13 protein-coding genes and 5 tRNA genes are annotated in these 15,242 nt (G+C 50.8%); 4 read left to right on the top strand and 14 right to left on the bottom strand.

Going from position 1 to position 15,242, the window contains the following annotated elements:
- Positions 1-8: 8 nt before the first annotated feature.
- Positions 9-1,637, bottom strand: a complete 1,629-nt coding sequence (locus Q9J80_RS01400) for a site-specific DNA-methyltransferase (RefSeq protein WP_304671459.1) — start codon at positions 1,635-1,637, stop codon at positions 9-11.
- A 66-nt stretch (positions 1,638-1,703) separates the two neighbouring features.
- On the opposite strand from Q9J80_RS01400, the gene Q9J80_RS01395 reads away from it, so the two are divergent.
- The gene (locus tag Q9J80_RS01395; RefSeq protein WP_301673635.1) at positions 1,704-1,859 is read left to right on the top strand and encodes a hypothetical protein; all 156 of its coding nucleotides are present in this window, start codon (positions 1,704-1,706) and stop codon (positions 1,857-1,859) included.
- A gap of 442 nt (positions 1,860-2,301) precedes the next feature.
- Here Q9J80_RS01395 and Q9J80_RS01390 read toward each other — a convergent pair whose 3' ends face one another.
- The 12 genes from Q9J80_RS01390 to Q9J80_RS01335 form a co-directional block, all read right to left on the bottom strand.
- Positions 2,302-2,874: a 50S ribosomal protein L25/general stress protein Ctc gene (locus Q9J80_RS01390; protein ID WP_003678083.1), complete on the bottom strand. Its 573-nt coding sequence runs from the start codon at positions 2,872-2,874 to the stop codon at positions 2,302-2,304.
- Between the two features lie 66 nt (positions 2,875-2,940).
- Positions 2,941-3,924 (bottom strand): ribose-phosphate pyrophosphokinase, encoded by a 984-nt coding sequence (locus Q9J80_RS01385; protein ID WP_301673634.1) that lies wholly within the window; start codon positions 3,922-3,924, stop codon positions 2,941-2,943.
- A 167-nt stretch (positions 3,925-4,091) separates the two neighbouring features.
- Positions 4,092-4,167 (bottom strand) — tRNA-Gln (locus Q9J80_RS01380).
- A gap of 12 nt (positions 4,168-4,179) precedes the next feature.
- Positions 4,180-4,255: transfer RNA gene (locus Q9J80_RS01375), tRNA-Gln, on the bottom strand.
- Between the two features lie 8 nt (positions 4,256-4,263).
- Positions 4,264-4,339 (bottom strand) — tRNA-Gln (locus Q9J80_RS01370).
- 7 nt (positions 4,340-4,346) lie between these two features.
- Positions 4,347-5,192: a 4-(cytidine 5'-diphospho)-2-C-methyl-D-erythritol kinase gene (gene ispE, locus Q9J80_RS01365; protein WP_304671458.1), complete on the bottom strand. Its 846-nt coding sequence runs from the start codon at positions 5,190-5,192 to the stop codon at positions 4,347-4,349.
- Between the two features lie 9 nt (positions 5,193-5,201).
- On the bottom strand, positions 5,202-5,783 hold the full coding sequence (locus Q9J80_RS01360; protein ID WP_304671457.1) for an outer membrane lipoprotein LolB: 582 nt from the start codon (positions 5,781-5,783) through the stop codon (positions 5,202-5,204).
- A 139-nt stretch (positions 5,784-5,922) separates the two neighbouring features.
- Positions 5,923-7,767 (bottom strand): tetratricopeptide repeat protein, encoded by a 1,845-nt coding sequence (locus Q9J80_RS01355; RefSeq protein WP_301673751.1) that lies wholly within the window; start codon positions 7,765-7,767, stop codon positions 5,923-5,925.
- A 326-nt stretch (positions 7,768-8,093) separates the two neighbouring features.
- Positions 8,094-8,930, bottom strand: a complete 837-nt coding sequence (gene panC, locus Q9J80_RS01350) for a pantoate--beta-alanine ligase (protein ID WP_301670150.1) — start codon at positions 8,928-8,930, stop codon at positions 8,094-8,096.
- Positions 8,931-9,052: 122 nt separating this feature from the next.
- Entirely contained in the window at positions 9,053-9,844 is a 792-nt protein-coding gene (gene panB, locus Q9J80_RS01345; RefSeq protein ID WP_301673632.1) for a 3-methyl-2-oxobutanoate hydroxymethyltransferase, read from the bottom strand.
- Between the two features lie 141 nt (positions 9,845-9,985).
- A tRNA-Thr gene (locus Q9J80_RS01340) sits at positions 9,986-10,061 on the bottom strand.
- A 34-nt stretch (positions 10,062-10,095) separates the two neighbouring features.
- Positions 10,096-10,171, bottom strand: a tRNA-Thr gene (locus Q9J80_RS01335).
- Positions 10,172-10,336: 165 nt separating this feature from the next.
- Between Q9J80_RS01335 and Q9J80_RS01330 the strand changes: the two genes are divergently transcribed.
- Positions 10,337-11,128, top strand: a complete 792-nt coding sequence (locus Q9J80_RS01330; RefSeq protein WP_301673631.1) for a polyamine aminopropyltransferase — start codon at positions 10,337-10,339, stop codon at positions 11,126-11,128.
- A 54-nt stretch (positions 11,129-11,182) separates the two neighbouring features.
- The gene (locus Q9J80_RS01325; protein WP_301673630.1) at positions 11,183-11,824 is read left to right on the top strand and encodes an alpha/beta hydrolase; all 642 of its coding nucleotides are present in this window, start codon (positions 11,183-11,185) and stop codon (positions 11,822-11,824) included.
- A 78-nt stretch (positions 11,825-11,902) separates the two neighbouring features.
- Here Q9J80_RS01325 and Q9J80_RS01320 read toward each other — a convergent pair whose 3' ends face one another.
- On the bottom strand, positions 11,903-12,826 hold the full coding sequence (locus Q9J80_RS01320) for an RluA family pseudouridine synthase (protein WP_301673629.1): 924 nt from the start codon (positions 12,824-12,826) through the stop codon (positions 11,903-11,905).
- A gap of 342 nt (positions 12,827-13,168) precedes the next feature.
- On the opposite strand from Q9J80_RS01320, the gene Q9J80_RS01315 reads away from it, so the two are divergent.
- Entirely contained in the window at positions 13,169-15,229 is a 2,061-nt protein-coding gene (locus Q9J80_RS01315; protein ID WP_301673628.1) for an HsdM family class I SAM-dependent methyltransferase, read from the top strand.
- Positions 15,230-15,242 lie beyond the last annotated feature (13 nt).

The following is a 15,242-nucleotide window of genomic DNA, read 5'->3' as shown; positions in this document are numbered from 1 at the left end:
TTTTCTCCCTACACGCACTCGAACATCACGCCCGCATCCTTCATCTGCAATACGGTATTGCCTTTGAGCGCGTCGTCTCCCTCAAACAGCCTGTCCAAAACCACCACCTTGACGGGATGCTTCGCCAGCACGGCATCAATCAAATCCTGATTCACGCGTTCCAGCAGGAAGGCGTACAGTCCGCCCGTATCCTCGTCTTCCACGAAATACACGCCGTCTGAAAGCGAAACCTTGCAAGTCAGCTTCAAACCTAAACGCAGCATCAATTCGCAGAGCAGGTTTTCAGACGGCATTTCAGACAACACGGAATCGATATTCAAGGACAATTCGCCTTGCAGGGCTTCCGTATCGGCTTGTCCGGGCCGCCGCCATTGTTTGAAACCGCTTTCGGCAAGTTTGAAGACTTTAAAGCCCGTATCCACGTTTTGACCGCTTTGAAGGCCGTCTGAAACCTGCCTGCCCGCACGGCGGATGCGTTCTTTGGCGATTTCGGCAATCGTGTCGAAACCCGCCTTGCGCGCTTCGGACTTTTCGTCGGTTTCTTCGGGGAGTTGGACACAGATAAAACGGCGGCAGCCGCCGTCTTCGGCGTTAAGCTGCATCACGGCATGGGCGGTGGTGCCGCTACCGGAGAAGAAGTCTAGGATAATGCCGTCTGAAACATGTAGGATTTGCAATAAGTATTTGATTAGGGATGACGGTTTGGGAAAATCAAATAACTTGCCTTCAAACAATTCGGTAATTTCTTTTGTACCGTTCAGCGACATACCGACATTTTCAGGCAGCCTTGTGCTGACTGCCTTGCGCCCGAAACGTTCCCCGGCTTTCCCCATATCGTCATCTTTGAAATAACGCATAACAGGATTTTTGATTTTAAGAAAGTCATAATCATCGGGAAAAACGATTTTCCCCGCATCGTAATACTCTTGAAATGTTTCTTCCGTAATCGCCCATGTCCTTAATGGATTTGCCGGATATTCTTTCCCGTTTCTTGGATTGATCATAGTGAAAAAACTGTTTGGGCGTTCTGCGGCACTCGTCTGTTTTGTCAAATCATGCGTCCGCCACGGGCGATTCGGGAAATCATCGGTTTCAAAATATCTGCGTTCTTCCGCATCGATACTGGCAATAAAGGCATTACTGCGGGCATAGGCAAGCAGATATTCATAATCGGCGGAAACGCCGAACGGCACGTCCGATTTTGCCGTGCGTTTGCGCCAAGGAAACTGACCAACAAAATTCTCCACCCCAAACACTTCATCACACAACAATTTCAACTGCGCCTGTTCGTTGTCGTCAATGCTGATAAAAATCACGCCGTCTTCGCGCAGCAGAGTTTTCGCCAGATGCAGGCGCGGCAGCATCATGGAGAGCCAGTTGCTGTGGTAATGGCCGCTGTCTTTGCCGTTTTTGCGCCACGCGCCCTGGAATACGCCGTCGCGCTTCAGGTAGCCCGCGTCGTCGGTATCGCCCACGCGGCGGGCGTATTCTTCGCGGCTTTCGGAGAATTTGTCAGGATAGACGAAGGAATCGTTGCCGGTATTGTAGGGCGGGTCGATGTAAATCATCTTTACGCTGCCGGCGTAGGATTTTTGCAGGATTTTCAGTGCTTCGAGGTTTTCGGCTTCGATAAACACGTTTTGCGTACCGTCGAAATCTGCGGATTCTTCTTTGCAGGGAACGAGGGTGCGGGAAGTGGGGCTTTGCAGGTTGAGATATGCGGCGGTTTTGCCCGCCCAATCGAGCTGATAACGTTCGCCCGCGCCGGCAAGGTTTTCTGCGCCAAGGACGAGTTTGAGCTTTTCAAAGTCGATTTGGTCTTCGCAAAAGACTTCAGGAAAGATTTGTTTGAGTTTTAATATGTTGTTTTGTTTGAAATTATTTTCTAAATCGTGTATAATTTCGGTTCGGTTCGGTTCGGTTCGGTTCGGTTCGGTTCGGTTCGGTTGCCATAACTATGTCCATCAAGAGCGGGTTACAAAATATCCTTTTATCGGGATGTTTCAAAAGTTGAAAGAAAAGTGATTTTCAGGGTAAAAGTTGACCGACTATCTCTGATAGCCGGTTCGAGCCGGACAGCTACTGGAATGTGAACGACATATCTTCTTCATTTTCATCCGGTACGAAATGCCGTTTTTAAGCTAACCATCCGTTGTCGCGCAATACACCTAGATAGATTTCTACCCAAACGAAAATAAGCGGTTTTCCCTTATAAACGGATGAAATCAACCAAATATTGAAACACAACCAAAAACAATAAGGCGGTACGCATCATATACGTACCGCCTGCTTTTCAATCAATTAGCGTTTTTTACCGGTAACGGTGGCAACAGCCAGATTTTCGTTACGTTTCAGGGAAACGCTTTCTACACCTTCAGGCAGTTTGATGTCGGACAGATGCAGAATGTCGCCGGCAACCACTTCGGCACAATCCAAATCCAAGAAAGCAGGGATATTGGCAGGCAACGCAACCACTTCAACAGTCGTGTTCAGCAGAGATACGCGACCGCCTTGCAGTTTGACCGCTTGGGAATTTTCAGCGTTAACGATGTGAAGGGGAACACGGATACGTACAAGTTGATCGGCTTTCACAGCTTGGAAGTCGATGTGTTGAACTTCGCGGCGGAACGGATGCATTTGGAAATCGCGGACGATAACGTCTTTAGTTTCACCGTTCAGAGACAATTTAATCAACGCGGTATGGAAAGATTCCTTTTCCAGTGCGTAGAATACGGTTTTGTGATCTACGGCAATCGCAACGGGCTCTTGACCTTCACCGTACAGAATGCCGGGGATTTGGCCTTCGCGACGCAGGCGGCGGCTCGCACCAGTGCCTTGTGCTTCACGAACAGAAGCTTGAATTTCATAAGTCATGTTAAATACTCCAATTTAAATAAAACTACCGTCATCGGCCGCGACCAGCTTAAGACGGCATCGGGGTTACGGCAGCAACATGCTGCCTGTCATCACTTCTTCATTGAAAAGATATGAGACGGATTCTTCATTACTGATGCGGCGGACGGTTTCGGCCAACAGACCGGCAATCGTTACCTGACGGATACGGTCGCAGTTTTTAGCTGCTTCAGACAAAGGAATGGTATCGGTTACGACCACCTGGTCGATTTCGGATGAGGAGATACGGCTGACCGCTTCTCCGGAAAATACTGCATGGCTGGCGTATGCCAAGACACGTTCTGCACCGCGCTCTTTCAGGGCGACGGCGGCTTTGCACAGCGTATTTGCAGTGTCGATCATATCATCCACAATCAGACAGGTTCTGCCTTGAATGTCGCCGATGATGTTCATGACTTCCGCCACATTGGCTTTCGGGCGGCGTTTGTCGATGATTGCCAGGTCGGCATTCAGGGATTTTGCGACGGCGCGGGCGCGGACGACACCGCCGATGTCCGGGCTGACGACGGTCAGGTTTTCAATCCGCTGCTGCTTGATGTCGTTCAACAGAATCGGGGTGGCATAAATATTGTCCACCGGAATATCGAAGAAACCTTGAATCTGGTCGGCATGCAAATCGACAGTCAAAACACGGTCGATACCTGCCGAATACAGCATATTTGCCACCAGTTTGGCAGAAATCGGAACGCGGACGGAACGCGGACGGCGGTCTTGGCGCGCATAGCCGAAATACGGAATAGCTGCGGTAATACGGCCTGCCGAAGCGCGTTTGAGCGCATCCGCCATTGTCAGGATTTCCATCAGGTTGTCATTGGTCGGCGCGCAAGTAGGCTGAAGGATGAAAACATCACGGCCGCGTACGTTTTCCAACAGTTCGACGGCAACTTCACCGTCTGAAAACTTGGAAACGGAAGCATTGCCCAAAGAAATGTCCAAATGCTTGACAACACGTTGTGCCAATTCGGGATTGGCATTGCCTGTAAATACCATCAAACTGTCGTACGCAGCCATATTCTCACCTGATTTTATGTTTAACTTCCGCTCAGAAAACACAATGCTTCCCTCCGCTTGTACCAAGCCCGACATTATACCTGCAACATCCGACACAAACAAAGGCATTTCAATATTTTTATTTCTATGAAATAAAAAGCGTGTAAGCAGGCTTACACGCTTTTGTCTGGCTGGGGAGGAAGGATTCGAACCTTCGCATGCTGGAATCAAAATCCAGTGTCTTAACCGCTTGACGACTCCCCAACTCGTTTGACTTGGCTGGGGAGGAAGGATTCGAACCTTCGCATGCTGGAATCAAAATCCAGTGTCTTAACCGCTTGACGACTCCCCAAAAAGGGCTGGCTGGGGAGGAAGGATTCGAACCTTCGCATGCTGGAATCAAAATCCAGTGTCTTAACCGCTTGACGACTCCCCAACAATGTTTATACGGACAACAAAGGATGTTTTGAAAGACCCTCTGCCAAATATGCCTCGTACAAACCTGAAACTTGTCGGTATATATTGTATGCGCTATCCCTATCTTGAAATGCTGCAAATATACAGGCTCCTGAGCCTGTCATCATTGCGGAACCGTATTTCGACAACTCGGAATAGGCTTTCCAAACTTCAGGGTATTCTTTAAATACAACTGCCTGCATATCATTTCTGAACGGTTGCAGGTTTTGGAAAGTCGGCATTATGCTTGAGGCGGAATTTCGTGTCAAGCCTTCGTGTGTGAAAATTTTTGCGGTGGAAACGTGGGTGGGCGGTTTGACGATAACATACCACTGTTTCGGAATATCCATTTCGTCCAGCCTGTCGCCTATACCCCGCGCAAACGCATTCTTGCCGAAAATAAAAAACGGCACGTCCGCACCCAGTGTTGTACCCAGTTCAATCAGCTGCGGCGTTGTGAGCCCGCACTGCCACCAACGGTTCAACACCAGCAAAACGGTTGCCGCATCCGAGCTTCCTCCGCCCAAACCCGCCCCTGTCGGGATTTTTTTGTCCAGCCATATTTCCACGCCGTCGGGGTTGCGCGCATATTTTTGCAGTAATGATGCGGCACGGTAGCTTAAATCCGCTTCCTGCGGCATTCCGTCAACTGGATTGTGCAGGATGATTTTGCCGTCGTCCCTCGGTTTCAAATATACGGTATCCTGCAAATCTATCAGGCAGAATATGCTTTCGATATTATGATAACCGTCTTCCCGCCTGCCGGTAATCCTCAAATCGAGATTCAGTTTGGCAGGGGCGGGAAACGCCTGCCGTCCGTCCGCAATATTCATCTGTCCGCCTTATCTCATGCGCGCCGCACAGCGTTCCTGGGTTTCGGTTTCAGACGGCATACCGATTTCGCTGAAAACCAGCCTGATGTTCAATTTCCCGTTATCCAATTGCAGGATGCGGGCTTTTCCTTCGCTGCCTGCGGTTCTGCTGATTATCCAACCGTATTGTTCCAATATGCCGTCTGAAAGGATGCGGTAAGGTGCGCGTGCAACCCGTCTGCCGTCTGCCCAGATATGCAGATATTGGATTGGCAGGTTGAAACCAATAAGCTGCTGGCTCAACTCCTCCGCACTTTCCGCCTGATAAACATTTCCTTTAGCATCCACTGCCAACGCACCGTCTTTGTCTTGACACAACTGCCCGAGCGTACTGCCCAAAGGGGTGTTGATATTGATGGTTTCCACGGGCGGTTGGTATGTCCAATCGAAATTTGCATACGAACCTTTCCCTTCCGCTTTGACTGCCAACCGCCCTTCCGCCGTGAAACTGCGGGTGTGTTCGGACGGCTGCCACAGGTTTTCGTTATTTTGAGGTAATTGCGCGCAAGCGGTCAAAAGCAGGATGACCGATGCGGATACGGTGTGTTTCATCAGAATTTCCTTAACGGGTGCCATCCTGTCGGCCGGCGGGTTCGGCGTGCCGTGCAAAACGCGTGCGAACTACATGCCGTTTGCCCGAATGCCGCAGCTTCCCGGCAAACCTTATGCCGTCTGAAAGGATAGGCCTGCATTATTTCCGGGGTTTGCGGGAAGATTGGGGCAATGCGATTCCGTAGCGTTTGAGCGTTTCGCGCCATATTTTCTTGTCTCCCGTAAGGTGTGCCGCCTGAGTCCACACGTCAACCGCCTGATCGCGTTCACCCAATGCCCACAACACCTCGCCCAGATGGGCGGCAACTTCGGGCCCGGGCTCGTTTTCAAACGAATACCGCAGATACGGCAGCGCGCTTTCCGCGTCGCCTTTCAGGTAATACGCCCAGCCTATGCTGTCGTTGACGGCGGTATCGTCCGGGTTGATTTGGTATGCCGTCTGAAGCAGGGCGAAACCTTCGTCCAAACGCTTGGGATCGGTCAGCAGGCTGTAGCCCAGATTATTCATAATTTGTGCATTATCGGGCGTAAGTTTGAGCGCGGTTTCAAGGTCGGCAATCATTTTTTCCCGTTTGCCTGACTGCTCGTAAAAAATGGAACGCTGTGCCAATGCTTCCGCCAAAGGTTCCGCACTTCCCGCCGCCGAAAGTTTGGCGACGATCTTGTTCAGCCCGATCAGGGCTTCCCGTTTGTCGGGCAGCTTCGACAGGGCGAGCATCTGTATTTTGGACAAATTGTCTGCCGTAAAATACCGCCCCTGCTGTTCGGGCAGCTTCCTGACCTTCCCGATCTGCCGCAAGGCGGGTTTGGCACCGTCCAATTCGGCAGCCGCCGCAGCCGCCAGCACGCCTTTGTCGAACAGATATTCCGGCGCGGACACTTTTTTCAGCCACTGCCTGACTTTGGCGTAATCCCTGCGGTCGGCATACATCATCGCCGCCGTCATTGCCGCCCTGCTCCGCTGTTCCTCCGTCCCCCTGCCGTATGCCTTTTCGACATAGCCGTCGATAACGGAAATATCTTCTTTCCGGTTTGCCGCCAATATTGCCGCCTGAATATACAGATCTGCATTCGGGTTGTGTTCCAACAGCACGTTCAGACGCGCATAGGCATCATCCGGCCTGTGCAGGGAAACCAGATTCATAATTTCCATTTCCTGCCAGACGGCCGAAAGGTTTCGGGTGTCTGTCTGCTCGAAAAAGCCGTCGAGTATTTCGGGATATTTGCGTGCAGTCAGACGCAACGTCATTAAAGTGAGGGGCAGTATTTCCGTATCGAGCTTCGCCAAACGCTGCAAAGCGCCGATTGCCTTTTCCTTTTCGCGTCCCTGTACGCTGAACACCACATCGGCAACCGCCGCTTCGGGCAGATGTTCATATTTCAACGCCGCGCGGTGGACGGCCTCCGATGCTTTTTTCGCCAATCCGTCCTGCTGCACGGCGGCTTGCGCCAGCAGCAAAAATATCCTGCGGTTTTGCCCGTCATCCGCCTGCGCCAATATCTCTTCCAGCCCGTCCAAACGTTGATTTTCTTCTCCTTTCATCACACTCCGCAACCAGGCCATCCGTTTCTGCGCCTCACCCGGTATAGGCTCAATCTGCCGCCATTTCTGATAAATCATCTCAGCCTGTTCAAACGCATTCAGCGACACGGCCATTTCCAAGGCACGTTCGGCAACTTCGGGGGATTTTGTACGCTCCAACATCAGCATATAGGCGGCAAGTGCCGTTCCCGCCTGCCCCTTTTGCAAGGCGGTTTCGCCGCCCAGCAGCGTAAACACCCTGTTGACCCGTTCGCCCACTGCCGCAAGCCGTGCGCGTTCGTTTTTGATTTCTTCCTCGCTGTAACGCTGCTGCTTTCTGAAAACCTTTCCGACTTCCTTCGGCGGCTTCACATCAACCGCATCCCTGCCGGCGGCGGACACCTGTCCGGCAAGCAGGGCTGCCGAGAGCACAGATAAAATGGTGAAACGGGCGGGTAACATAATCATCCTTTATCCGACATCCGTCCGAACCTTCAGACGGCATATTGAGCCTATAGACAAGGCATCACTTTATCACAAGCCAAACGGTTTGTAGATTTGCAAAACCCGCCAGAAGGCAGGGCTGCATTTTGGGATTGCGTCGGTTTGCCTGCATACGATGCAGGACAATCCTTGCCTTATCATTTGGTTTGACAGTTTAATTTATTGAACAAAAAGAAATTTATTTCATTCCGTCTATTTTTCGACATGATTCCGAAGCACAGCCGACGGCAAAATGCCGTCTGAAACGCAAATCCGCTTCAGACGGCATTCCCGACTCCGACGGGCTAAGGCAGGACGACTTCCACATTGTCAATCAGGCGCGTCGTCCCCAGACGGGCGGCGGCCAAGACCACCAGTTTCTTATCTCCCGCCCGAGCCACTTCGAGCGTATTGGCGCGGCGGATTTCGACATAATCGACCGTCCAGCCGTGTTCCGTCAGGGATTGGACGGCGCGTGTTTCCAAACCCGCATAATCCAAACCGCCCTGCGCCAAGGATTCGGCAACAGCCTTTAATTCGCGGTACAGGCGCGGTGCTTCGGCACGTTCCGCCGCACTCAAATACTGGTTGCGGCTGGAGAGTGCTAACCCGTCTTCCGCGCGCCCTGTATCGACAGGCACTATTTCAACATCAAAATTCAAATCCTCGACAAAACCTTTAATCACAGCGAGCTGCTGGTAATCCTTCTTACCAAAACAGGCGATGTCCGGGGAAACGATATGGAACAGTTTGGACACCACCGTCGCCACACCGCGAAAATGCCCCGGGCGGAATTTGCCGCACAATTCGTTTTGCAGATGGGGCGGTTCGACGTTGTAACGCTGTTCCACGTTCGGATAGAGTTCTTTCTCATCGGGCGCGAAAACAACGGCAACGCCTTCGGCGGCAAGTTTGTCCGCATCCTGCTGCAAAGTACGCGGATATTTGTCGAAATCCTCGCCCTGACCGAATTGCAGGCGGTTGACGAATATGCTGACAACAACGTTGTCGGCGCGTTTTTTGGCTTCGCGAACGAGGGCAAGATGCCCTTCATGCAGATTGCCCATGGTCGGCACAAATGCCACCTTTCCCGCATTTTTACGCCACGCGCGCAGTTCTCGAATGGTATGTATGATTTGCATAACGGTAATCCTTATCCTTCGGGCTTCCTGCCCGACAAAACGCGCCGATTATACGCGCCGCGCACGGCAAAACAAAATGCCGTCTGAAACGGCATTCAGACGGCATCGGCAGCAGACCTTGTTCAGTCTGCAAAAATATGTTCCGCAGCAGGGAAGGTTTTGGCTTTGACTTCGGCAACATACGCCCGAACCGCCGCCTGAATGCTGCTTTGCCCGTGCATAAAGTTTTTGACGAATTTCGCCGTCTTGCCCGGAAAAATACCGAGCATATCGTGCATCACCAAAACCTGCCCGTCGCAATCCACACCCGCACCGATACCGATGGTCGGACAAGAAACGGATTCAGTTACCTTTTTTGCCAGTTCCGCAGGAACACACTCCATCAACACGACCGCCCCCCCCGCATCGTCATGCGCCTTGGCATCGTTAAGCAACGCCTGCGCCTTACTTCCGCGCCCCTGAACTTTATATCCGCCGAAGACAAACACGGATTGCGGGGTCAGACCGATGTGGGCACAGACCGGAATACCGCGCATTTGCAGAAATTCAGTCGTTTCCGCCATCCACACGCCGCCTTCGAGTTTGACCATATGCGCTCCTGCCGCCATCAGTTCGGCGGCGGCGGCAAACGCCTGCTCCTTACCCTGCTGATATGCACCAAACGGCAAATCACTGACAATCATCGCATTTTTTGCACCGCGTGCTACACATTCAGTGTGATAGCACATATCGCGCAGGCTGACCGGCAGCGTCGATTTCCGCCCCTGAACCGCCATACCCAAAGAATCGCCAACCAACAGCATTTCCACACCGGCATCGTCCATCAGCGCGGCAAAACTGGATTCGTAAGCGGTCAGCATGGCGATTTTCTCGCCCGCCGCCTTCATTTTTTGCAGTGTGTTCACAGTAATCATCAGATATTGTTACCCCGCCCTTTTCAGACGGCCTTTTCAGTTTGAAACGGGCTATTATAGTGAAATGCCCGCAGCCCTGCCACCGACCGTGCCGCAAATGCAAAACAGCCCGACTGTTTTACACAATTGGGCTGTCAAATCTGGTGCCGGCACCAAGAGTCGAACTCGGGACCCCCTGATTACAAGTCAGATGCTCTACCAACTGAGCTATACCGGCTTACTGAAATGTTTTGCAACACCATCAGCAGAAATGGTGCCGGCACCAAGAGTCGAACTCGGGACCCCCTGATTACAAGTCAGGTGCTCTACCAACTGAGCTATACCGGCAAAGAAAGCGAATTATGCAGGCAACTTCACACTTTGGCAAGAAATTTGTTCGACCCCCTCATAAAAATACACTAAGTATCTTATTTAAAACAAAATTAATTTGAAACAGAACAAGCATCGGCATTCTGATAAAATATCCGCCTTTCAAACTGACCGTTCACACCGATGGCAAGACATCCCTACCGCCGCCTCCGTCCTGCAAAATCCGGCTTTCCCGAAGTCGGTATTTCCGAAGAAGGCAATATCCGTTCGCTTCACTTGGGCAGCGACACCGTTCAAAGCTCGATGAACCTCGACCATCCGTCCAAGCTGGTGCTCTCTTACAGCCGCGCGATGATGGGCTGGCTGCTGTTTGCGGAACGCCTGCCGCAACATATCACCCAAATCGGCTTGGGTGGCGGCTCGTTTGCACGCTGGATAGATACCTACCTGCCCGACACGCGCCAAACTGCCGTGGACATCAATCCGCAGGTCATCGCCATTGCCCGCAGCCTGTTCGAGCTGCCTTTCGAGGGCGAGAAATTTGAAATTATTGAAGCAGACGGTGCAGAGTACATCAAAGTCTTCCGCCACAACACCGATGTGATTTTGGTGGACGGGTTCGACGGCGAACAAATCATCGATGCGATGGTTGAAGAACCGTTTTTCCGAGACTGCCGCAACGCGCTCTCTTCAGACGGCATTTTCGTTACCAACTGGTGGGGCGGCGACAAACGTTATCAACACTTTATCGAACGCCTGTTAAACGTCTTTGAAGGGCGCGTCTTGGAACTTCCTGCCGAAAGCCACGGCAATGTCGCGGTAATGGCATTCCAAAGCAGCCCCAAAGAGCAAAACATAGGCAAACTCAAAAAACGTGCCGACAAACTGAGCAGCGCATACGGATTGGACTTCCACCGTATGCTCGCCGGCCTGAAAGCGTCCAACCCCAACAACGGCAAGCATTTCCACCTTTAAGCCGCCATCTTCGCGGCTGCATCGGAATATGCGGAAAATCAAGAGGAAACCATTATGCTGAAACCCGAAACCATACACATACCCGGCCCGGCCGGCATTTTAGAAACCATCCATATCCCGTCCGAACAAGTACCGGCACGCGGTGTTGCCGTCATCAATCATCCCAACCCCCTCCAAGGCGGGACGAACACCAACAAAGTTATCCAAACCGCCGCCAAAGCATTGAGCAAACTCGGATTCCACTGCTACCTTCCCAACCTTCGCGGCGTAGGCAACAGCGAAGGCGAACACGATTACGGACGCGGCGAAACGCAAGACTGCCTCGCCGTCATCGATTATGCCCGCGCCCAACATCCCGAAGCCCCCGAATTTGCCTTATCCGGCTTCTCCTTCGGCGGCTATGTCGCCACATTTGCCGCACAAGAACGCATACCCGATTTATTGCTGCTCATCGGCGCGGCAGTCTGCCACTATACCGACCGCCCCGAGCCGTCCGCCGTTCCCAATATTGCCAAAACACTGATGATACACGGCGCGGAAGACGAAGTCGTCGAAATCGAAAAAGCACTGAAATGGGCGGAACTGCAAGATTTGCCCGTCATTGCCATCGCCGGTTCCACGCATTTCTTTCACGGCAAACTCATCGTCCTGCGCGACACCATCCTCCGCTTCGCGCCCGTATGCCTGAACGGATAAAGCCCCTTTTCAGACGGCATCGATAATATAAAACCCGTATCGGCGGCATCTGCCGATACGGGTTTGCATTCCCTCTCATTACAGGCAAAACCCGCTGCAAAACACCCTTTCCCGACCCGACAAAGGATCTGCAAACGCAATCTTTTTTGCCAATAGCTTCAAAGGTTTCCGATAATCCTCGCTGCCCGCTTCAGACGGCACGGGATAGAGCGCGTCATTCAACAGCGGCATACCCAAACCCATCATATGCACGCGCAACTGGTGTTTCTTGCCGGTATGCGGCGTAAGGCGGTAAAGGCTGAATTCCCCCCTGTTTTCAATCAGTTCAACCGTCGTATGTGCGTTTGGTTCGCCTTCCGCCTCTTGCGTCGTAAAAAATTTTTCACCCCTTACCAAACGCGAAACCACATCAATCGGATACGGCAAATCCGTCCTTGTTGGCGCAACCGCCTCATACGTTTTCCATACCGTTTTGTTTTGAAACATCGTCTGATAGGCTCCGCGCGTGGCAGGATTGTGCGACAACAACATCACACCCGCCGTATCCTTGTCCAAGCGGTGCAGCGGCGTAATGTCTTCAACATTCAAATGCTGCAATTCAGGGCGCAGGCGCAGACGTGTCAACAGCGTTTCCCTCAAAAAACGCCCACTGGGGATGACGGGCAGAAAATGCGGTTTGTCCACGACAATCAAATGTTTATCAATATGCAAAATCTTTTCTTCAAACGGAATACGCGGCTCATCCTCACTGCTGGTTTCCCGATAATAAAACATCGTCTTACCGGGCTCGAATAAAGTATTCTCATCAAACGGTACGCCATCCGAACCGACCACAAAACCGCTGTTCAACCGCCTGCGCCAATTGTCCGCGCCCACAAAAGGAAAGCGGATGCACAGAAAATGCAGCAGCGGCAGCCCGTAAAACTGCTTTTCATGCGGCAGCACCAAATAACTGGGTTTGACACCGTTCAACAGCGGAAGAGGATTATTGCGTTTTTTCATACGGCGGATTGTAACTGTTTTTCACAAACTTTTCAGACGGCCTTTATGATTGCCATAGACGCGATATTGCACTTTTCATCACCATTTTCGTTGCAGGTGGAAATCTATCTTTTATAACGGACAACCTGTTGTAAAGTAGGAAAACTGTATTTTCTCAGGAAGAATAGGAACGACACCTTTTCCGGATTTGATATTGCAAACAGATTAGCTATTCCAATCAAAGGTTGTTTGAAATTTTGAGGATGGTTTTCAAACGACTTTAGTAGGAATAAATTAAGCATGAAAGGGGCGAGTATATTATCATAGCGGTTGTTTACACATTTCATATGTCGGATAAAACCAATGACCCAAGCAAGCAAAAAATCCAACAAATCCATTGAACCCAATATCGCTGACCTTGCCAACGGCTGGCTGAAATCCTACAAGCTCGATTATAGACTTGAACAAGCAAGTCTAAATACTGAAATCGACAAAGCCTTAGACGACTATTATTCCAAAAATGGTGGCATTGGCGGAAACCGTCCCGATGTGAAGCTATTGTTACAAAGTAGTAAAAACGGGCGTTACTACCCCGTGCTTATCGAATATAAAGGTCATAAAGACAAGCTGGAAAAACTCGATGCTGATGGTAATGTCGAAAACCGCAACGCTAAAAACGAGCCAATTTTCAAAAACATCAACGGCTATGCCGTAAACGGCGCGGTACATTACGCCAACGCCGTACTACACCATACCAGTTACACTGACATCATCGCCGTCGGCATGACGGGCTACAAAGACGAGCAAGGAGAAATTCGTTATAAAATCGGCGTGTATTATGTGTCTAAAAGCAATTTAGGCGTAGGACAACGTGTCGGTGATTTTAATGACTTTTCATTTCTAGCAGCAGAACACTTTGAAGATTTCATCAGCCAAGTCGAAGAACTCTCGCTAACGCCCGAAGAATTGGACAGGCTCAAAGAAAAGCGTGAAAAAGAAATCGATGCCAGCCTGACCAAGCTCAACAACGACATCTACCAAAACGAAAAAGGCCTAGGCGAAAACGACCGTGTCTATCTCGTTGCCGCCGCCATCATCGCCACCATCGGCATACCCGGAAAAGTTGCGCCGCTGGAAAAATCCGACCTCAAATCATCAAACGAACGCGGCTGGCGCGACGGCGACATCCTTGTGCGTAAAATTGAGTCTTTCTTGGAAGAAAAAGCCCTACCCAAAGAAAAGAAAGAGATGATTTTACGTACATTGTCCAATACCCTTCTAACCGAAAACATCAACAAAGTTCAGAGCGGCGAAACCCAATTAAAACGCGTCTTTACTAAAATTGTCGATGACTTGGGCATCTACTACAAAATCGGGCTGACTACCGATTTTACCGGCAAGCTCTTTAACGAAATGTACTCATGGCTGGGCTTCACCCAAGATTGGCTCAACGATGTGGTACTGACCCCGTCTTATGTCGCCACATTACTTGCCAAACTCGCCCGTGTTAATAAAGATTCCTATGTTTGGGACTTCGCCACAGGCTCGGCCGGGCTTTTGGTCGCCGCCATGAACGAAATGCTGATAGATGCCAAAAACAGCATCAGCTCGCCCGAAGAACTCCGCAAAAAAGAAGCCCAAATCAAAGCCGAACAGCTTTTGGGTTTAGAGTTGCTTTCCAGCGTCTATATGCTTGCCATTTTGAATATGATTCTGATGGGCGATGGTAGCTCCAATATCTTAAACAAAGACTCGCTGGCCGATTTTGACGGCAAATACGGTTTCGGTAAAACCGACCATCCGTTCCCCGCTGATGCCTTTATCCTCAATCCCCCGTATTCCGCCAGCGGCAACGGCATGAACTTTGTCGAACGCGCCCTCGGCATGATGAAAAAAGGCTACGCCGCCATCATCATCCAAAATTCCGCAGGCTCAGGAAAAGCCCGTGAAATCAACAGGCGGATTCTGCAAAACAATACTCTGCTTGCTAGCATAAAAATGCCTCTTGATTTATTTATTGGTAAATCCAGCGTGCAAACCAATATTTATGTTTTCAAAGTAGGCGAACCGCATGAGAAAGACGAAACCGTTAAATTTATCGATTTTTCAAATGACGGCTACACCCGCACCAACCGCAAAAAAGCCAGCAACAATTTGAAAGACACGGGCAATGCGCGCGGACGCTATGCAGAACTGGTGCAACTGGTGCGTTTCGGCAAAAAGAAACTCAACATATTTAGTGAAAAAGAATACTATGAAGGCACCATCGACCCGGAAAACGGCGCAGACTGGAACCAAACCGCCCCGATAGACACCCGTCCGACGCTGGACGATTTCAAAAAAACAGTCAGCGATTATTTGGCTTGGGAAGTTTCCAACTTGTTAAAACGTGGAAGCGGACAGAACGACACGCTGGGAAAGTAGATGCCCGCTTGAC

Origin of the sequence: Neisseria blantyrii (assembly GCF_962747855.1) — a bacterium.
GTDB classification, from domain to species: Bacteria; Pseudomonadota; Gammaproteobacteria; order Burkholderiales; family Neisseriaceae; genus Neisseria; species Neisseria viridiae.
This window is presented reverse-complemented; position numbering and strand designations above follow the sequence as displayed.